17 protein-coding genes and 1 pseudogene are annotated in these 21,289 nt (G+C 70.8%); 16 read left to right on the top strand and 2 right to left on the bottom strand.

Annotated elements, in window-relative coordinates; all coding sequences use genetic code 11:
- The first annotated feature begins 4 nt into the window (after positions 1–4).
- A complete protein-coding gene (locus JJ683_RS02155; RefSeq protein ID WP_200171014.1) occupies positions 5–3,985 on the top strand; it encodes a DNA-directed RNA polymerase subunit beta' in 3,981 nt (1,326 codons plus the stop codon).
- A 95-nt stretch (positions 3,986–4,080) separates the two neighbouring features.
- Here JJ683_RS02155 and JJ683_RS02150 read toward each other — a convergent pair whose 3' ends face one another.
- Complete coding sequence (locus tag JJ683_RS02150; protein ID WP_200171013.1) at positions 4,081–4,605, bottom strand: SixA phosphatase family protein; 525 nt, start codon at positions 4,603–4,605, stop codon at positions 4,081–4,083.
- A gap of 136 nt (positions 4,606–4,741) precedes the next feature.
- Here JJ683_RS02150 and JJ683_RS02145 point away from each other — a divergent pair, with 136 nt between their 5' ends.
- The 7 genes and pseudogenes from JJ683_RS02145 (at position 4,742) to JJ683_RS19555 (ending at position 10,378) form a co-directional block, all read left to right on the top strand.
- Positions 4,742–5,236 (top strand): MarR family winged helix-turn-helix transcriptional regulator, encoded by a 495-nt coding sequence (locus tag JJ683_RS02145; RefSeq protein ID WP_200171012.1) that lies wholly within the window; start codon positions 4,742–4,744, stop codon positions 5,234–5,236.
- Positions 5,233–6,822, top strand: a complete 1,590-nt coding sequence (locus JJ683_RS02140; protein ID WP_200171011.1) for a DHA2 family efflux MFS transporter permease subunit — start codon at positions 5,233–5,235, stop codon at positions 6,820–6,822. The genes JJ683_RS02145 and JJ683_RS02140 overlap by 4 nt, the downstream gene beginning before the upstream one ends.
- Positions 6,823–7,478: 656 nt before the next feature.
- Positions 7,479–7,822: pseudogene (locus tag JJ683_RS02135) on the top strand (IS30 family transposase); the annotation flags it as partial.
- A gap of 114 nt (positions 7,823–7,936) precedes the next feature.
- Positions 7,937–8,218, top strand: coding sequence for a sortase family protein (locus JJ683_RS02130; protein ID WP_200171009.1), 282 nt, complete (start codon positions 7,937–7,939; stop codon positions 8,216–8,218).
- A 12-nt stretch (positions 8,219–8,230) separates the two neighbouring features.
- Entirely contained in the window at positions 8,231–8,788 is a 558-nt protein-coding gene (locus JJ683_RS02125; RefSeq protein WP_200171008.1) for a DUF3558 domain-containing protein, read from the top strand.
- A complete protein-coding gene (locus JJ683_RS02120) occupies positions 8,785–9,345 on the top strand; it encodes a DUF3558 domain-containing protein (protein ID WP_200171007.1) in 561 nt (186 codons plus the stop codon). Before JJ683_RS02125 ends, JJ683_RS02120 begins: the two co-directional genes overlap by 4 nt.
- Before the next feature lie 130 nt (positions 9,346–9,475).
- Entirely contained in the window at positions 9,476–10,378 is a 903-nt protein-coding gene (locus JJ683_RS19555; RefSeq protein WP_200171006.1) for a PaaI family thioesterase, read from the top strand.
- Positions 10,379–10,410: 32 nt separating this feature from the next.
- Here the strand turns inward: JJ683_RS19555 and JJ683_RS02110 are convergent, their stop codons facing one another.
- Positions 10,411–11,112 carry a TetR/AcrR family transcriptional regulator gene (locus JJ683_RS02110; protein WP_200171005.1) on the bottom strand — a complete coding sequence of 234 codons (702 nt, stop codon included), beginning with the start codon at positions 11,110–11,112 and terminating at the stop codon, positions 10,411–10,413.
- Between the two features lie 159 nt (positions 11,113–11,271).
- Between JJ683_RS02110 and JJ683_RS02105 the strand changes: the two genes are divergently transcribed.
- The 8 genes from JJ683_RS02105 to JJ683_RS02070 all read left to right on the top strand — a co-directional run bounded on the left by JJ683_RS02105 (position 11,272) and on the right by JJ683_RS02070 (position 21,156).
- A complete protein-coding gene (locus JJ683_RS02105) occupies positions 11,272–12,486 on the top strand; it encodes a lipid-transfer protein (protein WP_200171004.1) in 1,215 nt (404 codons plus the stop codon).
- Positions 12,487–12,572: 86 nt separating this feature from the next.
- Positions 12,573–13,004, top strand: a complete 432-nt coding sequence (locus tag JJ683_RS02100; protein WP_200171003.1) for a type II toxin-antitoxin system Rv0910 family toxin — start codon at positions 12,573–12,575, stop codon at positions 13,002–13,004.
- Between the two features lie 9 nt (positions 13,005–13,013).
- On the top strand, positions 13,014–13,934 hold the full coding sequence (locus tag JJ683_RS02095) for a MaoC/PaaZ C-terminal domain-containing protein (protein ID WP_200171002.1): 921 nt from the start codon (positions 13,014–13,016) through the stop codon (positions 13,932–13,934).
- Positions 13,935–13,996: 62 nt separating this feature from the next.
- On the top strand, positions 13,997–14,866 hold the full coding sequence (locus JJ683_RS02090) for an SDR family oxidoreductase (protein ID WP_200171001.1): 870 nt from the start codon (positions 13,997–13,999) through the stop codon (positions 14,864–14,866).
- A 5-nt stretch (positions 14,867–14,871) separates the two neighbouring features.
- Complete coding sequence (locus JJ683_RS02085; RefSeq protein ID WP_200171041.1) at positions 14,872–17,136, top strand: acyl-CoA dehydrogenase family protein; 2,265 nt, start codon at positions 14,872–14,874, stop codon at positions 17,134–17,136.
- Positions 17,137–17,237: 101 nt separating this feature from the next.
- Entirely contained in the window at positions 17,238–18,101 is an 864-nt protein-coding gene (locus tag JJ683_RS02080) for a class I SAM-dependent methyltransferase (protein ID WP_200171000.1), read from the top strand.
- Positions 18,102–18,188: 87 nt separating this feature from the next.
- A complete protein-coding gene (locus tag JJ683_RS02075; protein ID WP_200170999.1) occupies positions 18,189–19,811 on the top strand; it encodes a hypothetical protein in 1,623 nt (540 codons plus the stop codon).
- Positions 19,812–19,986: 175 nt separating this feature from the next.
- Positions 19,987–21,156 (top strand): lipase family protein, encoded by a 1,170-nt coding sequence (locus tag JJ683_RS02070; RefSeq protein ID WP_242474327.1) that lies wholly within the window; start codon positions 19,987–19,989, stop codon positions 21,154–21,156.
- The last annotated feature ends 133 nt before the right edge of the window (positions 21,157–21,289 follow it).

Below are 21,289 nucleotides of genomic sequence, written 5' to 3'. Positions count from 1 at the left end.
TTACGTGCTCGACGTCAACTTCTTCGACGAACTCCGGATCGGTCTCGCCACCGCCGAGGACATCCGCAACTGGTCCTTCGGCGAGGTCAAGAAGCCGGAGACCATCAACTACCGCACGCTCAAGCCCGAGAAGGACGGCCTTTTCTGCGAGAAGATCTTCGGTCCCACCCGGGACTGGGAGTGCTACTGCGGTAAGTACAAGCGCGTCCGCTTCAAGGGCATCATCTGCGAGCGCTGCGGCGTGGAGGTCACGCGCGCCAAGGTGCGTCGCGAGCGCATGGGGCACATCGAGCTCGCCGCGCCGGTCACCCACATCTGGTACTTCAAGGGCGTGCCGAGCCGCCTCGGATACCTGCTGGACCTGGCGCCGAAGGACCTCGAGAAGATCATCTACTTCGCGGCGTACGTGATCACGGCCGTCGACGCGGAGCTGCGCCACAACGAGCTGTCGACGCTCGAGGCGGAGATGACGGTGGACCGCAAGGCCGTCGAGGATCAGCGTGACGCCGACTTGGAGGAGCGCGCCCAGAAGCTCGAGGCCGACCTGGCCGAGCTCGAGGCGGAGGGCGCCAAGGCCGACGCGCGACGCAAGGTCAAGGACGCCGGCGAGCGCGAGATGCGGCACATCCGCGAGCGTGCGCAGCGTGAGTTGGACCGTCTGGAGGAAATCTGGACGACGTTCACCAAGCTCGCGCCGAAGGACCTCATCATCGATGAGAGCCTCTACCGGGAGCTCGAGGACCGCTTCGGCGAGTACTTCGAGGGGACGATGGGCGCAGAGGCGATCCAGAAGCTCGTCGAAGCGTTCGACATCGAGGCCGAGGCCGAGAACCTCCGCGAGACCATCCGCTCCGGCAAGGGGCAGAAGAAGCTGCGCGCGCTCAAGCGGCTCAAGGTCGTCGCCGCCTTCCAGAGCTCGGGCAACGACCCGGCCGGCATGGTCCTCAACGCCGTGCCGGTGATCCCGCCGGAGCTGCGCCCGATGGTGCAGCTCGACGGCGGCCGGTTCGCCACCAGCGACCTCAACGACCTGTACCGGCGGGTGATCAACCGGAACAACCGTCTCAAGAGGCTGATCGACCTCGGCGCGCCCGAGATCATCGTCAACAACGAGAAGCGGATGCTCCAGGAGTCGGTGGACGCGCTGTTCGACAACGGCCGGCGCGGCCGGCCCGTCACCGGCCCGGGCAACCGCCCGCTCAAGTCGCTGTCGGACCTGCTCAAAGGCAAGCAGGGCCGGTTCCGCCAGAACCTGCTGGGCAAGCGCGTCGACTACTCGGGTCGCTCCGTGATCGTCGTGGGCCCGCAGCTCAAGCTGCACCAGTGTGGCCTGCCGAAGCTCATGGCGCTCGAGCTGTTCAAGCCGTTCGTCATGAAGCGCCTGGTAGACCTCAACCACGCGCAGAACATCAAGTCTGCCAAGCGGATGGTCGAGCGTCAGCGTCCGCAGGTGTGGGACGTGCTCGAAGAGGTCATCAACGAGCACCCGGTCATGCTCAACCGCGCGCCGACCCTGCACCGCCTCGGCATCCAGGCCTTCGAGCCGCAGCTGGTGGAGGGCAAGGCCATCCAGCTGCACCCGCTTGTGTGCGAGGCGTTCAACGCCGACTTCGACGGTGACCAGATGGCCGTGCACGTGCCGCTGTCGTCGGAGGCGCAGGCCGAGGCGCGCATCCTGATGCTGTCGAGCAACAACATCCTGTCGCCGGCGTCCGGCCGCCCCTTGGCCATGCCGCGCCTCGACATGGTGACCGGCCTGTACCACCTGACCCGCGAGGTGGAGGACGCCAAGGGCGCCTACACCCCGTCGGTGACGGACCAGGCGGCGACGGGCGTGTACTCGGCGCCCGCGGAGGCGATCATGGCCGTCGACCTGGGTGACCTGGCGATGCAGGCGCGCATCCGTGTGCGCCTGAGCCGTCAGCGTCCCCCGGCGGCGATCGAAGCCGAGCAGTTCCCGGACGGCTGGACCCCCGGCGATACGTGGATGGCCGAGACGACGCTGGGCCGCGTGCTGTTCAACGAACTGCTCCCGGTGGACTACCCGTTCATCGACGAGGTCATGCCGAAGAAGCGCCAGGCCGCGATCATCAACGACCTCGCGGAGCGGTACCCGATGATCACCGTCGCCCAGACGGTCGACAAGCTCAAGGACACCGGCTTCTATTGGGCGACCCGCTCGGGCGTCACCGTGGCCATGTCCGACGTGCTCGTGCCGCCGCAGAAGACCGAGATCCTCGAGGCGTATGAGAAGCGTGCCGACCAGACCGAGAAGCTGTACCAGCGCGGCGCGGTCGGCGAGTCGGAGCGCAACAGCGAGCTGGTCAAGATCTGGTCGGAGGCCACCGAAGAGGTCGCCAAGTCCATGGAGGCCAACTACCCCGACGACAACCCGATCCCGATGATCGTGAAATCGGGCGCTGCGGGCAACATGACGCAGGTGCGCTCTCTGTCCGGCATGAAGGGGCTGGTGACCAACCCCAAGGGCGAGTTCATTCCGCGGCCCATCAAGTCCTCGTTCCGCGAGGGCCTGACCGTGCTCGAGTACTTCATCAACACGCACGGCGCCCGCAAGGGCCTGGCGGACACGGCGCTGCGCACGGCCGACTCGGGTTACCTGACCCGTCGCCTGGTCGATGTCTCGCAGGACGTCATCGTGCGTGAGGTCGATTGCGCGACGCCGCGCGGCATCACGATCGCCATCGCCGAGCCCGAGCTCGACGCGGCCGGGGAGCCCACGGGCAACCTGGTCCGCGACGCGCACGTGGAGACCTCCGCGTTCGCCCGCACTCTCGCCTCCGATGCGCTCGACGCGGACGGCGACGTGGTCGTGGCGAAAGACAGCGACCTGGGCGACCCGGCGATCGAGAAGCTGCTCGCCGCCGGCGTCACGAAGGTGAAGGTCCGCTCGGTGCTGACCTGTGCCACCGGAACGGGCGTGTGCGCCAAGTGCTATGGCCGTTCGATGGCCACCGGACAGCTGGTGGATATCGGCGAGGCAGTGGGCATCGTGGCGGCGCAGTCGATCGGTGAGCCGGGCACGCAGCTGACCATGCGCACCTTCCACCAGGGTGGTGCGGGCGGTGACGACATCACCGGCGGTCTGCCGCGCGTACAGGAGCTCTTCGAGGCGCGCGTGCCCAAGGGCAAGGCGCCGATCTCCGAGCAGTCGGGCCGGGTTCGCATCGAGGACGACGACCGTTTCTACACGATCACCGTCACGCCCGACGACGGCGGCGAAGAAGTGGTCTACGACAAGCTGTCCAAGCGGCAGCGCCTGGCCAAGCATCGTCCCGAGGGCGAGCAGTACGAGCGGGTCCTGCAGGACGGCGATCATGTAGAGGTGGGACAGCAGCTGCTCGAGGGCGCTGCCGACCCGCACGAGGTGCTGCGGATCATGGGTCCCCGCGATGTCCAGGTCCACCTCGTCAACGAGGTGCAGGAGGTCTACCGGGCCCAGGGCGTGTCGATCCACGACAAGCACATCGAGGTCATCGTGCGGCAGATGCTGCGCCGCGTGACGATCATCGACTCCGGGGCCACGGAGTTCCTGCCCGGGTCGCTGGTCGAGCGCGCCGACTTCGACGCGGCCAACAAGCGGGCCGTGCAGGAGGGGCAAGAGCCGTCGGCCGGGCGCCCGGTGCTCATGGGCATCACCAAGGCGTCGCTGGCCACCGATTCGTGGCTGTCCGCTGCCTCCTTCCAGGAGACCACGCGCGTGCTGACCGATGCGGCGATCAACCGCCGCAGCGACAGCCTCGTCGGCCTCAAGGAGAACGTGATCATCGGCAAGCTGATCCCGGCCGGCACCGGCATCAACCGGTACCGGAACATCCAGGTGCAGCCGACGGAGGAGGCGCGCGCCGCCGCATACGCGGTGCCTGCGTACGACGACGCGTTCTACGGACCGGACGGTGGCTTCGGCAGCGCCACCGGTGCCGCGGTGCCGCTGGACGACTTCCCGTTCTCCGGCGACTACCGCTAGCACGCCCCGCCTGGCAGAACCGCAGACACGGCCCCCGGATCCGCGCAGGATCCGGGGGCCGTGGTCTGTCCGGCGACGGCCGTGCCGCCGCGGGGTCAGGGAGTGAGGACGGCGGTGATGGTGCCGTACGGATCCGAGGTGCCGCGAAGCACGTCGGGGAGCGCGGACCACGCGGCGTCGGTCGCGATCGCGATGCACGCGCCGGTGGGCATTCCGTCGCGGACTTGGTCGGTGAGAGGGCCGGACGGCGCGAGGGTCAGTGCGGTTCGGGGCAGCCCGGGGAAGTGGCCGACGACCACGAGGGTGTCCACGTCGTCACCCACCGGTGCGATGGCGTCGAGGACATCGTCGACACCGGCGTCGTACAGCGCGGGCTCGGCGCTGCAGGCGACTGCGGCCTCACTCCAGCCGGCGGCGACGGCCACGGCGCGGAGGGTCTCGCGGGTGCGCACCGCCGTGGAACACAATGCGGCACCGACCTGCCATCCGTGCGCGGCGATCCATTCGCCGGCGGCCTCGGCCTGCGCGGCGCCGTGCTCGGTCAGTGGGCGGTCGTGATCGGGTGCGCCGGCGGCCGGAGCGGCCTGACCATGACGGAGGAGAATCAGAGTGCGTGACATGCCTGCGACGGTAGCGCGAGGCCGGCGGCCGCCACGCCCGTCCGGAATGTGACCGGGACCCCTCGAGCGGTCTGGTGTGATCCGTTCCCCAATGCTTGCAATGGTGAAGTAGTCGCATCAACGGTAGTATTTCGCTGTGGATGTTGCAGCGGAAGTAGACCTCGCCGATGTATTCGACACGTTCATCGGGATTCTCCACAAGGGCTGCGACGCGGATGTGCTCGACGTGTTCGTGAGCATGGATCTGACTCTCACGCAGGTGCGCGTCGTGTTCATGCTGGCGATGCACGGCAGCGAACTGCCGATCAACGTGGTCGCCGAGCGGCTCAACGTCTCGGTTGCGACGGCGGGCCGCACCGTCGACCGCCTGGTGACGCTCGGCATGGTGGATCGCCGCGAAGACCCGGACGACCGTCGCAGCAAACTCGTCTCGCTCACCGCGGAAGGTCGCAGGCTGGCGGACACGCAGCGCGAGGGAATGCGTGAGCGGATCCGTACGTTCTCCCGTGCGTTGCCCGCCGATGTTGCCGACGGACTGAGAGAGGCTGTTGCGGCCGCCATCGCCGCCACTCCAGAACATCTCCGTGCAGGTGCCGCCTGCTCACCCGACCAAGTCAGGACTTCCTCATGACATCAGAAAACTCCCCGGGCACGGCAGCGCCGCCCGGCGACGCCGCGGCGGGCGCGACCGCCCTGGACGCGCGGCTGCTCAAGGTGGCCGGCGTCGTGGTCCTCGGCGCGATCATGGCGACCCTGGACATGACGATCGTCAACGTCGCCATCCCCACCTTCCAGGACGCCTTCAACGCGAGCTACGCCAACGTCGCGTGGGCGGTCACCGCCTACACCCTGTCGCTGGCCACGGTCATTCCGCTCACCGGGTGGGCCGCGGATCGCTACGGGACCAAACGCCTGTACTTGACGGCGCTGGCACTGTTCGTCGTCGGTTCGGTCGCCTGCAGCACGGCGTGGTCGTTGGAGGCGCTGATCGGCTTCCGCGTGCTGCAGGGCCTGGGCGGCGGCATGCTCATGCCGCTGAGTATGACGATCCTGACCCGGGCGGCAGGGCCGCATCGCATCGGTCGCATGATGGCGCTGCTGGGCGTGCCGATGCTGCTGGGCCCGATCTGCGGTCCGATCCTGGGCGGCTGGCTGATCGACTCGGTCTCCTGGCACTGGATCTTCCTGGTGAACGTGCCGGTCGGCGCACTGGCGATCCTGGCCGCGTTCGTCGTCCTGCCGTCCGATAGGACGCATCCTGGTGAGAAGTTCGACTTCCTCGGGATGCTGCTGCTTTCGCCGGGACTGGCCCTGTTTCTCTTCGGCGTCTCCTCGATCCCGGACGAGGGCACGGTGGCGGCCGTCCGGGTGCTCGGCCCCGGCATCGCAGGGCTGGCGCTGATGGTGCTGTTCGTCCTGCACGCGTTGCGCAAGAACAACGCGCTCATCGACCTGTCGCTGTTCAAAGACAGGAACCTGACGGTCTCCGTGATCACGCTGCTCCTGTTCGTCATCGCCTTCATGGGCACGATGATGCTGCTCCCCAGCTATTTCATGCAGGTGCGTGGTGAGTCGACGCTGATGGCGGGCCTGCTGGTGGCGCCCCAGGGGCTCGGCGCGATGATGTCGATGCCGATCGGCGGCAAGCTGATAGACAAGATCGGCCCCAAGTTCGTGGTCCTCCCCGGCATCTCGCTCATCGTCGTCGGGCTGGGCCTGTTCACGCAGGTCGGGACCGACACCTCCCTCTGGTACACCAGCGGCTCGCTGCTCATCATGGGCATCGGGATGGGCTTCACGATGATGCCGCTGATGACTTCCGCCCTGGCGACTCTGACGGAGCACAAGGTGGCACGGGGTTCGACGCTGATGAACATCGTCCAGCAGACGGGCGCGTCGATCGGTGCGGCGACCATGTCGGTGATCCTCACCAATCAGATGACGAGCCACGGCGTCGACGCGGCGGCGATGCAGAGCGCCGGGGCGGCGGGGGGCGGCCCGGTGCCGGCGGACATGGCGGCGAAGATCCAGGAACTGCTCACCGGCGCGGCCGGCGCGTTCAGCGACACCTTCGTCGTGAGCGTCGTCATCGTGGCGTGCACACTGATCCCCGCGATGTTCCTGTCGCGGCAGAAGGTGGCGCCGTCGGAGCAGGCGGGCGCGGCGCCGTCCGCCGTCGCGGGCACGGACGACGAGCGCGAGCTGGTCGCGAAGTGACGGCGACGTCCTGACGCCGTTTCTGCGCCGCGCCGTCCCGAAGGGGCCGCGCCCGCAGTTAGCAGGAGGTAAGACGTAGTCGTCCTCCCGGCTACGAGGCCCCACCCGGCACCGGGTGGGGCCTCGTAGCGTCTGCGCCCCCGCCCCGGCCGTTAGGACACCCCGCTTCGGGGGTGACCGGACGGCGAGTGCGTCGCGTCCGGCGTGAGACGATCGCCGATATCCGCCGCAACGCAACGTGCACAACGCATTGATCTGCAGTGCGCGGAACGCGTTGGAAACATTGTGCTCTCCATGCGCCGTGCTGCGTGGAGAAGTGGAACGCGATCGGTGCGTGAATGCGTGCGAGTCTTGCTGTCGTGCTGTTCCAGTACGGCTGTCATGGTGGCGGGTCGGATGAATTCACCGTGCACGCGGTGCGGTCGGCGGTGGCCACCGTCGGCGTACTCGCGCTGGTGGGTGCGGGGGCGGTGCCGCGGGTGCGGGCATGGCGACCGCGGCGCCAGGGGATGCATTCACGGCGCCGCTCGGCGAGGGCACCGATTTCCCGCCGCTGCCCGAGCGGATCAACCTCGCCGGCGAGCTCCTCGAGAACGACAACAACGGGTACGTCGTGCCGCTCTACGGCAACAAGCCGGATGATCGGCTGACCGTTCCGCACGCCCCGACAGATCGCCGGCCGGCCGGCGCCTCGAGGCGCCGGACGCCGGCGCGGACGCCGAGGTGCATTCCCCTGATGCCGCAGGCTGGACCGTCTCGCACGAGGCGATCTACCGGTGGATCTACGCCCTCCCGAACGGCGAGTGGGCGAAGTCGGGAATCCTGTTGCGCTCCACACGGCCCCGGCACAATCTCCTAAAGGTGCTCGGCGAACGTAAGGGCGGGCGGATCGGCGGCATGATTTCCATGGACGACCGACCCGAGCAGGCATCCGACCGGTCGGTTCCCGGTTGGTGGGAAGGGGAGCTGATCGTCGGCAAGCGTGGCAGATCAGCGGCCGTCGCACGGTGCTGGAGAATCGGAGTGTGGATGATGCGGGGGGCGCCGGTCGCCGGGCCCGCCGAGTCGCCGCCGCGGTAGCAGGGGGTCGGGCGCGCTGTTCGACCTTGCCCGCATGCGCCCCGGGGGCATCATCTACTCCGCGGACGACACAGGTGCGCCCACCGAGTGCCGGGTGACGGCGGTGACCGAGCTGCCCAAGGCGGACGGGGTGGAGCCGAGCGTGTTCGACGGGCCGGACGGCCCGCGCCGCCTGGCTGTCGTCGCCTGCGGCTGTGAACTCGCCTACGCCTGCGGCTGTGAGCTCGCCTACGCCTGCGGCGGTGAACGCACCTACGCCGACGGCGTGGGCGACTACGCGGACAACGTCTACCTGTATGCCGCACCCGTGCGCTGATACCCTCGCCGGGTGAAGCGAAGTGTCTGGGGAGGGGCGCTCGCGGTCACCGTCGGGGTGACCGTGGCGGCGTGCGGCGGGTCGGGAGGATCGGCCGGTGATGCGCTTGCGGCAGACCCGTCGGAATCGGTATCACCTGCACCCTCGACCGGCGAGCCCGGCCCGGCTTTGGGGATGTGCGGGTCCGTCACGGATGGAGAAGTGGCCGCGACCACCGGGATCACCTTGCCGCTTGAGGCGGTGCGCGACACCGTCGGCTGCCAATGGGATGTCGGGCTGGTCGATGTGGGATCGCACGTGAGCTTCACCTGGTACCGGGGCAGCCCCATCGGCCGCGAGCGCGCCATCGACGGCGCGGTGGGGCGCGACGTGCAGGAGGTGGCTGTCGGCGGCAGGCCCGGTTTCTCCTCGCAGTCCGATTCGTCGCTGTGCGAGGTGGGCGTCCAATACGGTGCGGACTTCTTCCTCTGGTCGGTCTCCTACGGGGTGGACATGCCCAGTCCGCCGGCGGGGGGCGTGTGCGGCGTGGCGATGACGTTGGCGACGATGACCGCGGAGCGTGCCGGATGAACGCGCACCTCCGGCCTCCGCGCACCCGGCGTGCGGCGCTTGCCGTGCACCGGTGGGGCGTGCCCGCAGTCCTCGCCGCATGCCTGCTTTCGGCCGGGTGTACGCAGGCGATCCCGGGGGAGGCGACGGTGGCCCGGGCGGGCACGGGCCCCGCCGGCGAGGAGTACGTCAACCTGCTGAGGGAATGCACCGTGGTCCCGACGGAGACGATCGCGGAGGCGGTGGGCGTGCTGGGTGTGTATTCCACCTTTTCGGGCGCCGTATGCCGATGGGTGTCGCTCGACGGGGATACCGACGTCCAGTTGAACTGGTTCGAAAGCGGCACGGTGCATCGGGAGAAGGCGGTGGCGGAGCGGCTCGGCTACACGGTGGAGGCGGTGCGCGTTGCCGGGGCGTCGGCCTACGTCATGCGCCCGCCCGATGATCCCGCGTCCTGCGGTGCGGTGGCGCGCGCGGGCGAGTCCGGCGTGGTCGGCTGGTGGGTGCATGGGGTGCGAACGGACCCCTGTGCAGCCGCGCGCAAGCTGGTGGAACTGAGCATCAACCGCGCGCTGTGACGGCCCGGCGCGCCGGAGGTTCGCCTCGGCGCCCCGGCAGTGGCCGACCCTTCGACGCTACAGGCGCGCGGCCGCTGCGGTTGACCGACCCGGGTCGAAACGGACGCGGCGCGCCGACTTAAATGGGGATGTGACTTTCGATGCACGGCAGACCCCGCTTCTGGATCCAGTCAACGCCGCGCTGGGCGTACAGCTGCGGGAGCAGGGCCAGGGCGGGCTGGTGTATGAGCAGGCGCTGGGCGCGCGCTTCCACGACCATCGGGGGCTGTCCACGCTCGGCTCGGTGGGGGTGCTGTTGGACACCGCGGTCGCGGGCACGGTGTACGCGGCGCTGCCGTCCGGCAAGCGGTCCGTTGCCGCGTCGCTCACCGTCTCCTCGGCCGGTCCCGTCCCCGTGGCGGGGACGGTCGCCGTGTACGGGCGCATCGAGAACTTGGACACCGAAGCAGGAATCGGGGTGGCCTCCGGTTCACTGCGCGACGAGGACGGGACGGTGTGCGCGATCGTCAGCGCGCGCGGGGTGGTGGTGGACCGGAACTTCGACCACGGGGCCGAGTCCGGCGCCCCCGAGCTGCCGCCCGTCACGGAGCCGGCGTCGGGGGAGGACCTGCGCGATCGGCTGGGGCTCGACGTGGTGCAGGGCATCGCGTTGGGGGAGATCCCCCGCGGGGCGATGGCCGAGCTCATGGGGCTAGAAGTGCGGATCGTCGAGACCGGAGCCATCACTGCCGTTCTCGCCCCGCAGGAGTGGATGGCCAACAGCATGGGCACCCTCCAGGGCGGGATTCTGCTGGCTGCGGCCGACCTGATCTGCGGTCTCGCTGCCGAGACCGCCACGGATCCGGGCGAGGGGTACCGCGTGCTGGACCTGCGCACCGATTTCGTGCGCTCGCCGGCGGTCACCGGCCCCGACATCAGGCTCGAGGCCAACGTCGTGCGCGTGGGCCGCCGGATCGAGCTGGTGGAAGCCCGCATCGCCACCGACGACGGACGGCTGCTGACCCGCGCCTCGGCGTCGGTGCTGCGCATGTGACGTCAGCGCGTCGGCGGTCCCGGCGCCGCGGATCAGGCGGTGGGCGCCAGGTCCGCCACGGGCGCGTCGGGATCGATGAACACTCCCGCGCCGCGCAGTGCGCCGTCGAGGACCTGCCAGATGGCGACGCGCAGAAAGTCGCCGAGCCGGTCGATGGTGAGCGGGGACGCGGGGTTGCCGAGCCACCGGTTGACGGCTGAGTCCACCAGGCCGGTCACGCCGAAGGCGAGCGTCTCAGCGATGTCGGCGGGTTTTCCCAGCGCCGCCAGTACCTCGGAGATCAGGTCTGAAAGGCGCACGGCGATGGCCGTCTTGGTCCCGGTCACCACGCGTGACCCCACCGTGCGGTGCGATGCCGACCCCACGCCGAGGAACTGGTGCAATCGAGGCGATTCGACGATCCAGCGCATGTAGGCGGAGACGGCGTCGTCGATGGCCTCCCGGACGGTGCCCTGCGGGATCAGTGTGGGTGAGATCGCCTCCAGCAGCATCCCGATGATGCGCTCGCGGATCTGCTCATCGAGGTCCCCGCGGCCGGAGAAGTGCCGGTAGACGACGGAGCGGGGAATCCCGGCGCGCCGGGCGATCGCCTGCACGCCGACGTCGTCGGCGGACTCGCTGATGACCTCCACCGCCGCGGTGAGGATGCGTTCGCGCCGTTCCGCTTTGTGGCCGGCCCATCGGGTGGAGCGCCCGTCCGTCTGCCCGGCGCCGGTGGGGGGTTCTGCCGTCATTCGCGGTTCGTCAGTCCTGGGGTCGTCGGGCACGTGATCACAGTACCCATCCGAAGATTGACGCGACACCCTGTCTCACTTATGTTTATGAGACGTGGCGTCGCACACACTCTCCGGGGCGCCGAGACTACCGAGGGGACGGTGACGATGGGACCGCATATGCGGAATCCACGCGGACGGCGCGTGTTCGTGGTGGGCGTCGGGATGACGGACTTCGTCAAACCCGGCGCGCGCGAATGGGACTACCCGGACATGGCACGCGAGGCGGGAACGGCGGCGCTCGCCGACGCGGGCATCGGGTACGGCGAGGTCGAGCAGGCCTACGTCGGCTACGTCTACGGCGAGTCGACGTCCGGGCAGCGCGCGGTATACGAACTGGGCCTCACGGGCATCCCGATCGTCAACGTGAACAACAACTGCTCCACCGGGTCCACCGCGCTCTACCTGGCGGCGCAGGCCGTGGCGGGCGGGCTCGTGGACTGCACCCTGGCGCTGGGCTTCGAGAAAATGCAAAAGGGATCGCTCGGCGCCACCTACGACGACCGTGAGCAGCCGATGATGCGGCACCTGCTGGCCACCGCGGAGCTGCAGGAGTTCGCCATGCCGCCCGCCCCCTACATGTTCGGGGCGGCCGGAGTCGAGCACACCGAGCGCTACGGCACCACGGCCGAGCAGTTCGCGAAAATCGCGGTGAAGAACCACCGGCATTCCAAGAACAACCCGCACGCCCAGTTCCGCGACGAGTACTCGCTGGAGGAGATCCTGGGCTCGCGCCCCATCCACGGGCCGCTGACCAAGCTGCAATGCTCGCCCACCTCGGACGGATCCGGCGCGGTGGTCGTCGTTTCGGAGGACTTCGTCGACCGGCACGGGCTCGCCGGGCGGGCCGTGGAGATCGCGGGGATGTCCATGGTCACCGATCTGCCGAGCACCTTCGAGGACAGGTCGGTGATCAGCCTCGTCGGCGCAGACATGACCCGCACGGCCGCGCAGCGGGTGTATGAGCAGGCGCAGATCGGCCCCGGCGACGTCGACGTGATCGAGTTGCACGACTGCTTCTCCACCAACGAACTGCTCACCTACGAGGCGCTGGGGCTCTGCGACCCGGGTGAGGGCGGAGCGCTGGTCGACGCGGACGACACCACATACGGCGGCCGCTGGGTGGTCAACCCGTCCGGCGGGCTCATCTCCAAGGGGCACCCGCTGGGCGCCACCGGCCTGGCCCAGTGCAGCGAACTGACCTGGCAACTGCGCGGGGCCGCGGACGCGCGTCAGGTCGCCTCGGCCGCCGCTCCGTCCGGGGTGGCGTTGCAGCACAACATCGGTCTCGGCGGCGCGGTCGTCGTCATTGCATACCGGCCCGCCGAGCGCTGAAGGCGCGCGGCGCACCGCGCCGGAATCAGCAGCACACCGAAGATCAGCACACCGGAAACAGCACGCACAGCGAAGGAGCTTCACCAATGGCATCGGTATCCGTCTCCGCGCCCCTGCCCACCGCGCCGGAGAAGACCTGGGACGCGCTCTCGGATCTCTCCCGGTGGGAGGAGTGGCTGACCATCCATCAGTCGTGGAAGAGCGAGTTGCCCGCCGAGGTGGCGGTGGGCGCGCAGTTCACCGAGGTCGTCTCGGTCATGGGCATGGCCAACAAGATCGAGTGGACCGTCACCGAGGTGACCGTCCCGCAGTCCGTCACCATCGAGGGCACCGGCATGGCAGGGGTGAAGGTGCAGTTCACGCTGCAGGTCCAGCCGGACGGCGAGGGTTCCCGCGCCGTGATCGACGCGTCGTTCACCGGCACCATGATCGTCGGGCCCATCGGCAAGTCGGTGGCGAAGAACGCCAAGGGCGACCTCGAGGCGTCGCTGGCACGTTTCGCCGAGATCTTCGGCTGAGGCGGGGCAGTGACCTCATCGGACACGCGGGCAGCGCGCCCCGCCGAGCCTGTCGCGTTCGACGGCGCAGGGCTGGGGGTGTGGACGGACCCGGAACGCTTCGAGGTGACGGCCGAGCGCATCACCGAGTACGCCGCCGCAACCAACGATCCCATCGACGCGCACCGGGCGGGACGCGTCGCCCCGCCGGTGTTCGCAGTGGTACCGGTGTTCCTGTCGATGGCGCCGGCCGCGCTGTCGGTGGCGCCGCCGGAACTGCTGATGAAGTTGGTCCACGGAGAGCAGGACTTCCGGTTCCACCGGCCCATCGTCCCCGGTGACACGCTCGTCGCGCGGGCCCGCCCCGTCGGCTACGCGGGCAGGGGAAGCGGGTCCAGCGTGGCCGTGCACGCCGAGACACGCACCGAGTCCGGGGAACTCGTGGGCGAGCAGTGGCTCACCGCGTTCTTTCGCGGTGTCGACGCGGGCCCGGGGGAGGGGGAACAGGCCCCGCCGCACCCGCTCGACCCGGCGCTGCGCGCCGCCGCGCCGGCGGCGGAGGTGCGCCAGCGCATCGACGAGGACCAGACCTTCCGGTACTCACCGGCCTCCGGCGACCCGATGCCGATCCACCTCGACGACGAGATCGCGCAGATGGCGGGCCTTCCGGGAATCATCAATCACGGCCTGTGCACGATGGCGTTCACCTCGTGGGCCGCGCTCACCGAACTCGCCGGCGCCGACACCGCGCGGCTGCGGCGGCTGGCCGTGCGGTTCGCGCGCCCGGTGCTTCCCGGGCAGACCATCGACACCCGGTTCTGGCGTGCTGCACCGGGCCTCGCAGGTGCCGGCGAGACCGCCTATTCGTACGAGACCGTCGTCCCGGGCGGTGCGGACGCGCCCGAGGCGACGGTCATCACCGACGGGCTCGCCGTCATCGCCGACGCCTGACCGGCGTGCCCGATCATGGCGGGCGCCGCCATCCACCACGACATCGCAAGGGAGAGCTGCATATGGGAATCCTGGACGGACGCGTAGCGGTCATCACCGGCGCGGGGCGCGGCATCGGCCGCGAACACGCGCTGCTCTTCGCCCGTGAGGGGGCGCGGGTCGTCGTCAACGACGTCGGCGGCGCCAACGACGGCTCGGGGGCCGACGCGGGGCCGGCCCAGCAGGTGGTCGACGAAATCCGCGCGGCGGGCGGGGAGGCCGTGGCGAACATCGGCAGCGTCGCCTCGTGGGCCGACGCGTCGGCCACCGTCGACCAGGCGGTCGACGAGTTCGGCCGGCTCGACATCCTCGTCAACAACGCGGGCATCCTGCGCGACGCGTTCATCGCGGGCATGGACGAAAACCAGTGGGACGCGGTGCTGGCGGTGCATCTCAAGGGGCACGCGGGCATGCTGCACCACGCGGCCGCGTACTGGAAGGCGCAGACCAAGGCGGGCGAGCCGGTGGACGCGGCGGTCGTCAACACCGCCTCCGCCTCGGGGACGTTCATGCCGAACGCGGGCCAGGCCAACTACGGCGCTGCCAAGGCCGGCATCGCCGCACTCACACTGGTGGCGGCGGACGAGCTGGACCGCTACGGGGTGCGCGTCAACGCCATCGCGCCCATCGCACGCACGCGGCTGACGCTGGCGACGCCGGGCATGGGCGCGTTGTTCGCCCAGGAGGTGCCCGCCGGGGAGTTCGACGCGTTCAGCCCCGCGAACATCTCCCCCGTCGTCGCGCACCTGGCGTCGCAGAAATGCTCGCTCACCGGCAAGGTGTTCGCGGTGCAGGGCGGCGCGATCTCGGAGCTCGCGGGATGGCACGACGTCTCGACCATCGAGGCGGACGGCCCCTGGGAGCTCGATGACCTCGCGGCAAGGCTCGGGTGAGCGCCATGGCCGCCGAACGCCGCCGCGCCGCATACGAGCTGGGGCTCGGTCTCACCGAGGAGCACACAGCCCTCGCGGAATCGGTGCGCGCCTTCACCGAGCGCGTCATCACCGCCGACGGGGTGCGGGCGGCGCTCGCGGCGCCCGCCGAGGAGAAGTTCCCGTGGTACTGGCCGGACCTGTCCGCGCAGGACCTGTTGGGACTGCACGTGCCCGAGGAACAGGGAGGTTCCGGGGGCGGGCTGCTCACCGCCGCAGTGGCGCTCGAGGCGCTCGGGCGCACCGTCGCGCCGGGGCCGTACGTCCCGACGGTGCTCGCGTCGGCGGTACTCGCCGCGGCGGACGACAAGGCGGGGATCGACCTGCTGCCGGGCCTGATCTCCGGCGGGCGGACCGGTGCGGTGGCACTGGGGCCCGCCGTCGCGGGGGCCGCGGGGATCACGGGCCGCCGCGACGCGGACGGGCTGGTGCTGGACGGTGTCCTCGACGCGGTGCTGGGCGCCGCGGCGGCGGACGTGGTGGTCGTGCCCGTGACGGTGGTCGAGGGGGACGGTGGCGAGGGGGCCGGCGGGGCCACGGAAGCTGTGTGGGTCGCGGTCGACGGCCCGCAGCTGCGACGGACCGAGCAGGACGGGGTGGACCTGCTGCGCCGGTCGGCGCGGATCGAGGCGACCGGGCTGCGGGTGCCGGAGTCCCGGGTGCTGGCGGCGCTGGAATCCGATCGTGTGCGCGCCATCGCGACGGTCCTGCTCGGGGCCGAGGCGCTGGGCGTGCTGTCCTGGTGCGTGTCCACGGCAGCGGAGTATGCGAAGACACGCGAGCAGTTCGGGCGCCCCATCGGCGGGTTTCAGGCGGTCAAGCACGCCTGTGCACGGATGGGCATCGCACTGGAGAAGGCGCGGGCGACGCTGTGGGACGCCGCCCGCGCGCTGGACGCGGACGACGGCGATGCTGCGCTGGCCGCCGATATCGCCGCCACTGTGGTGCCCGACGCGGCGGTGGAGGTGGCGCAGCAGTGCATCCAAGTCCACGGGGGCATCGGCTTCACCTGGGAGCACGACGCGCACCTGTACTATCGGCGGGCGCTGGCGATCCGCGCCGTCCTGGGCACCAGGGAGGAGCGCGCGGGCCGGGTGGCGGCCGCCGCGCTCGCCGGCGCCCGCCGCGAGTGCGCGCTCGAACTTCCGGAGGAGGCCGACGCGCTGCGCGGGCCCATCGCGGACGCGCTGCGGGACATCGCGGCGATAGCGGACGAGGATGAGCAGCTGGTCGCGCTCGGCGACGGCGGCTGGGTGCAGCCGCACCTGCCGCGGCCGTACGGGCGTGGGGCGGGGCCCCTTGAGCAGATCGTCATCTCCGAGGATATCGGCACGGCGGGCATCGCCATGCCGCAGCTGCTCATGGGCGGCTGGGCCGTCCAGGCGATCGTCGCGCACGGCACCGAGCGGCAGAAGCGCGAACTCGTCGTTCCCACGCTGCGCGGGGAGGTGGTGTGGTGCCAGCTGTTCAGTGAACCGGGTGCCGGTTCCGACCTGGCGTCCCTGACCACCCGGGCCGTGCGCGTCGACGGCGGCTGGGAGATCACCGGCCAGAAGATCTGGACCACCGTCGCCCAGCTCGCACAGTGGGCCATGCTCATCGCACGGACGAACCCGGAGGCGCCCAAGCACGAGGGCATCACCTACTTCGTGCTCGACATGTCCGCTCCCGGGGTGACGGTGCGGCCGCTGCGCGAGATGACCGGTTCCGCGCTGTTCAACGAGGTGTTCTTGGACCGCGTGTTCATTCCGGACTCGGACGTGGTGGGGGCGGTGGACGACGGCTGGCACGTCGCACGCACGACCCTCGCAGGCGAGCGTGTGGCGTTGAGCCAGAAGATGGAGGCCTACGCCACCGACGCTGACCTGCTGGCCTTCGCGCGCGGCCGGGCGCTCACCCCGGTGGGCCGCCACCAGCTCGGCGAGCTGGTGGCGGAGAGTCAGGCGGTGGACCTGCTCGGCGTGCGCACGGTACTGGGCCAGCTCTCCGGCGCGGACGTGAGCACCACGTCGAGCGTGGGCAAGCTGCTGGCGATGGGGCTGGGCCAGTCGATCGCCGAATACGTGGTGGCGCAGCTCGGCCCGGCCGGAGCGGTGGCGGTGCCGGGCATGCCCAGCGACAAGGCGATCGAGCAGCTCATCGCCGGGCGGGCCACCACCATTTACGGCGGCACCACCGAGGTGCAGCTCAATGTGATCGCCGAACGGATGCTGGGCCTGCCGCGGGACTGACGGCCTTGCCACGCGAAGGGATCGCGCGGCAGGCCAACGGACTGCGCGGCTTTCGGCGATCATGGGTGCATCGGGCCGAGACGGGAGGCGGGATGCGCGACATGGACGACGATGCAGGAACCGGCGCTGCAGGGGCAGCGGGACCGGCGGGAGCTCTGGACTGGGACGGTGAGCACGGCGCGTTCTGGGTGCGTGAGCAGGAGCACCAGGACGCGGTACTGCGGCCGTTCGTCGCGCCCCTGCTCGATGCGGCCGGGGTCGAGGCTGGCACCGCGGTGCTGGACGTGGGATGCGGCTGCGGGGCCACCACGCGGGCGGCCGCCGAGCGCGGGGCGGCCCCCGTGGTGGGGCTCGATCTGTCCTCGGCGATGCTCGCCCGCGGGCGGGAACTGGCGGTGGCACAGGGGATCGAGGGCGTGGATTTCGTGCAGGGCGACGCACAGGCGCACCCCTTCGCGCCGGCCACGTTCGACGCCGTGATCAGCCGCTTCGGCGTGATGTTCTTCGACGACCCGCCCACCGCGTTCCGCGCGTTCGCACACGCCCTGCGACCAGACGGTATCCTGGCCTTCGTGTGCTGGCAGTCCGCCCGTCGCAACCCGCACATCTCGTTGCCGATGCGCGCCATCGTCACCGCGTTCCCCGACGCGCTGCCCCGGGACACCCCCCAGCCGCCGTTCAGCATGGCCGAGCCCGACGATGTCCGCGCGCTGCTCGCCGACGCCGGATTCGGTGATGTCGAGTGCGCGCCGATCGAGCAGCAACTGCGCGTCGGCGACGACGTCGACCAAGTTCTCGCGCACTACCTCGCAGGGCCGATGGCCAGGCGGCTGCTCGCGCGGCAGCCGACCGCGGAGGTCGACGAGGTGACTGCGCGCATCCGCGAGCAGTTGGCCGAGCACGCCGGCGATGGCGGCGTCCACCTGGGCGCGGCGGCGTGGCTGGTGACCGCCCGCGCCCGCTGACCGGCCGCTCCTTTGACCCCTGCGGGCATCGGGCGGTGCCTGCGGAAGTGCGCCGCCGCGGCGCCCGGGTCCGCTACCGTAGCGGCTGTGAACGGGGATGATTCGGTGGGCGACGGCGGAGCCGAACCGCAAGATTCTGGGGGGCAACAGGATTCCCGGCGACAGAACGGACGCGGTGCTGCGGGCGGCGGCGGAGCCGCGGGCGACGGCCCGTTGCGTACCGGCACGACCGCGGGCGCGGCACTGGCGAGCGCGCTGCTCGGCGGGTTCGTGTTGGCGGGGGCCGAGTTTCCGCACGCACCGAGGCGGGTGAACTTCGCCTTCGTCGATTCCGGCGTTCCCGGGGCCGACGGCGGGATCGTCCGCGTGCCCTGGGAATGGCTGCAGCATCTGGCGCCCGGAATAGGAGTTCTGGTCGCGGTGGGCGTCTGCGCGCTGCTCGAACTCGGAGAGCGACGATCCGCAGGCGGCGGCTCGGGCGGCGAGCCCGCCAGGTCGGTGCCCCGGCGCGTCGCATCCTGGTCGGTGGCGCTCGCCGGCGTCGTCCTGCTCGCCGTGCTGCTCGCGGCCGACCGCGGCGTCGTCACGCCCGGCGCACGCGCGGCGACGGCGGTGGGTCTCGCGGTGGGCGCGGGAGTCCTGCTCGGCGCGGCGGGACAGGCCTCGAGCGGCCGGCGGTGGGCGCTGCCCATGCTCGTCGGGGGCGCTGCGGTGGCATGCGTGCTCGCGCGGCCTGCCGCGGTGACCTGGGCGATGGATACGTTCAGCGGCGGGTCGTCCGCGTTCCTGTCCAATGGCGCGGCACCGGAATCCGGCTCGTGGTGGCTGCCGCTCGCCGTCGCCGGGGCCCTGATCATTGCCGCGGCGCTTGCGGAGGCTCTGCGGCCGACGCGACGGGCCGGCGCCACCGCGCCTCGGTCGACGAAGATCTCGGGCGTCGACCGCGCCGCAGGGGCCCGGTCCGGAGCGATGGTGTTGCTCGTGGCGGGCGGATTCGGCCTGTACCGGCTCGCCCGGTCGGCGGACGGGTGGGGCGCGATGGCGCCGGCGCTCGCGCTGACCGTGGTGCTGTTCGCGCTGTGCGGCCTGCTGCTGGGCGGTGACGGCGGAATCTTGCCGGCGGCGCTGGCGACGACGGTGGTGGCGGCGCCGCTCGCGGCGGAGGCGGCCGGCACGATGATCCTGGGGATGCCGGTGGTCGTCGCGTTCGTCGTCCTCGGGGGCGCGGCCGCGGTGGCGGGGGTGCGGTGGCCCTCGGCGGGGCTCGGCTTCGCAGTGTTGGCCGTGCCGGGGGTTCTCGGCGTCGTGACGTTCGGCGATCTGCAGACGCTTGTCGTGTTCCGGCTTCTGGTGGCGGCGGTCGGGGGCGCGTATCTGCTGTCGTCGTGCGTCGTGCAGCTGCCGGCGGGGCCCGGTTCCGCGGAATCGCCGGTCCCCTGGGCTGGCGGTTGTGCCGGCACCCGATGCCGCGCACGGCATGCGGTGCCGGCGGCCGCGCTGCTGTTCGTCACGTCCGCCCCGGCAGCGCTGTCGGAGACGGTGTCGGCGCAATTGCGCGGGCTGCCCGGGGGCGCCCTGGCGGGGGCCGGCGCGGACGGGGCGTCGCCGGGGGTCGGTGTGGCGATGGTGCTCATGGTGGTCGCCTGCGCCATCGCCTACGCGCTGATCGCGATCCGCGCGGCGCGGCGAATGCTGTGGGGCACGTCATAGGACGGGTGTATAGTTTGCGACGATCCGAAGCGGCATGAAGGCGAGGCGAGCAGTGGTTGCACGAGACCTGACGGCACGATTCCGTGGACGGGCATCGCATACCCGCGCGACGGCCGGCCGCGGTCGGAGCTTCGCGGCGGCGAGTGCGGCCTTCGTCGCGGTCGGTGCGCTCACGCTGGCGCCCACGGTGTCGGCCGCGCCGGCGCCTGCGCCGGCGGCGGCGCAGGCCGGGGCGCTCGCGCAGCTCGCGCCGGGTACGCTCCTGTCCTCCCCCGTCGAGATCGACCCGTCCGCCGCAGGCGGTGCGCTGTGGATCCCGGGCGCCGCGCGGGCCTGGAAGCTCGAGTACCGCACATCGACGTCCGGCGACGGGCCCGCGGCGAGCACCGGCACGGTGTATGTACCGGAGGGGCAGGCGCCGGAGGGCGGATGGCCGGTGGTCTCGTGGGCGCACGGCACCACAGGCCTCGGCGACTCCTGCGCGCCGTCCGATACCGGGTGGTCGCAGCGCGACCTCGACTACCTGGCGCACTGGATGGGCCAGGGCTATGCGGTGGTCGCCACCGATTACGCGGGCCTCGGCACGCCCGGCGGAATGCCCTACCTGGACGGCAAGGTCGAGGCGCACAACGTCGTCGACATGGTCAAGGCGGGGCGCAACGTCGCCGGGGCGGACCTGTCCCGCGAGTGGGTGGTGATCGGCCAGTCGCAGGGCGGCGGCGCGGCCATCACGACGGCGCGCTACGCCGACGAGTACGGCGGGCCGGACCTCGACTATCGGGGCGCGGTCGGCACCGGGGTGCCAGCGTACATCGAGAACATCGTCGCGATCGCGGGTCCCGGCATGCCGCCGATCGCACTGCCGAAGGGCATGACCGCCTACGGCCTCTACATCCTCGCGGGCCTCGACACCGCGCACCCCGAGCTGGGCATTCCCTCCGTGCTCACCGAGCAGGGCCGCGCGCTGCTCGGCCAGGCGAAGGTGCAATGCCTCGGCGACTTCGAAGAGACCGCGGTCGGGACCGTCCTGGGCTCGCTGTTCACCGCGCCGCTGTCGTCGCTGCCGGATTTCCACCGCGTGCTGTTCGACTACATGAAGATGCCGGAGGACGGCTTCGGCCAGCCGTTCTTCATCGGGCAGGGGCTCAAGGACACCGACATCATCATGCCGTCGACGCTGATCTACGCCGAGACGCTGCGGCGCAACGGACAGCCGCTCACCTTCCGGACGTACCCCACCGACCACAGCGGCACCATGGCGGCGTCGCTGCCGGACAGCACACCGTTCGTGCGGGCGTTGTTCGACGGGAACCCGCCCGCACCGTCGTTCGGTTCGGCGGAATAGACGCTCCAGGGGTGGAACGGCCCGGCGGAGTACGACGGCCCGATGGAACGGCATGTTGACGCCGCGGCCGCGCGGCGGCGGGCGTGCGCGTGGCAGTCTGGGGGCGAGCACGGTCACAGCAGCCGCACAGACG

It is taken from the genome of Tomitella cavernea (assembly GCF_016599145.1).
GTDB classification, from domain to species: domain Bacteria; phylum Actinomycetota; class Actinomycetes; order Mycobacteriales; family Mycobacteriaceae; genus Tomitella; species Tomitella cavernae.
Note: the sequence above shows the minus strand (reverse complement) of the source record. Positions and strands in the feature narration are given on the sequence as shown.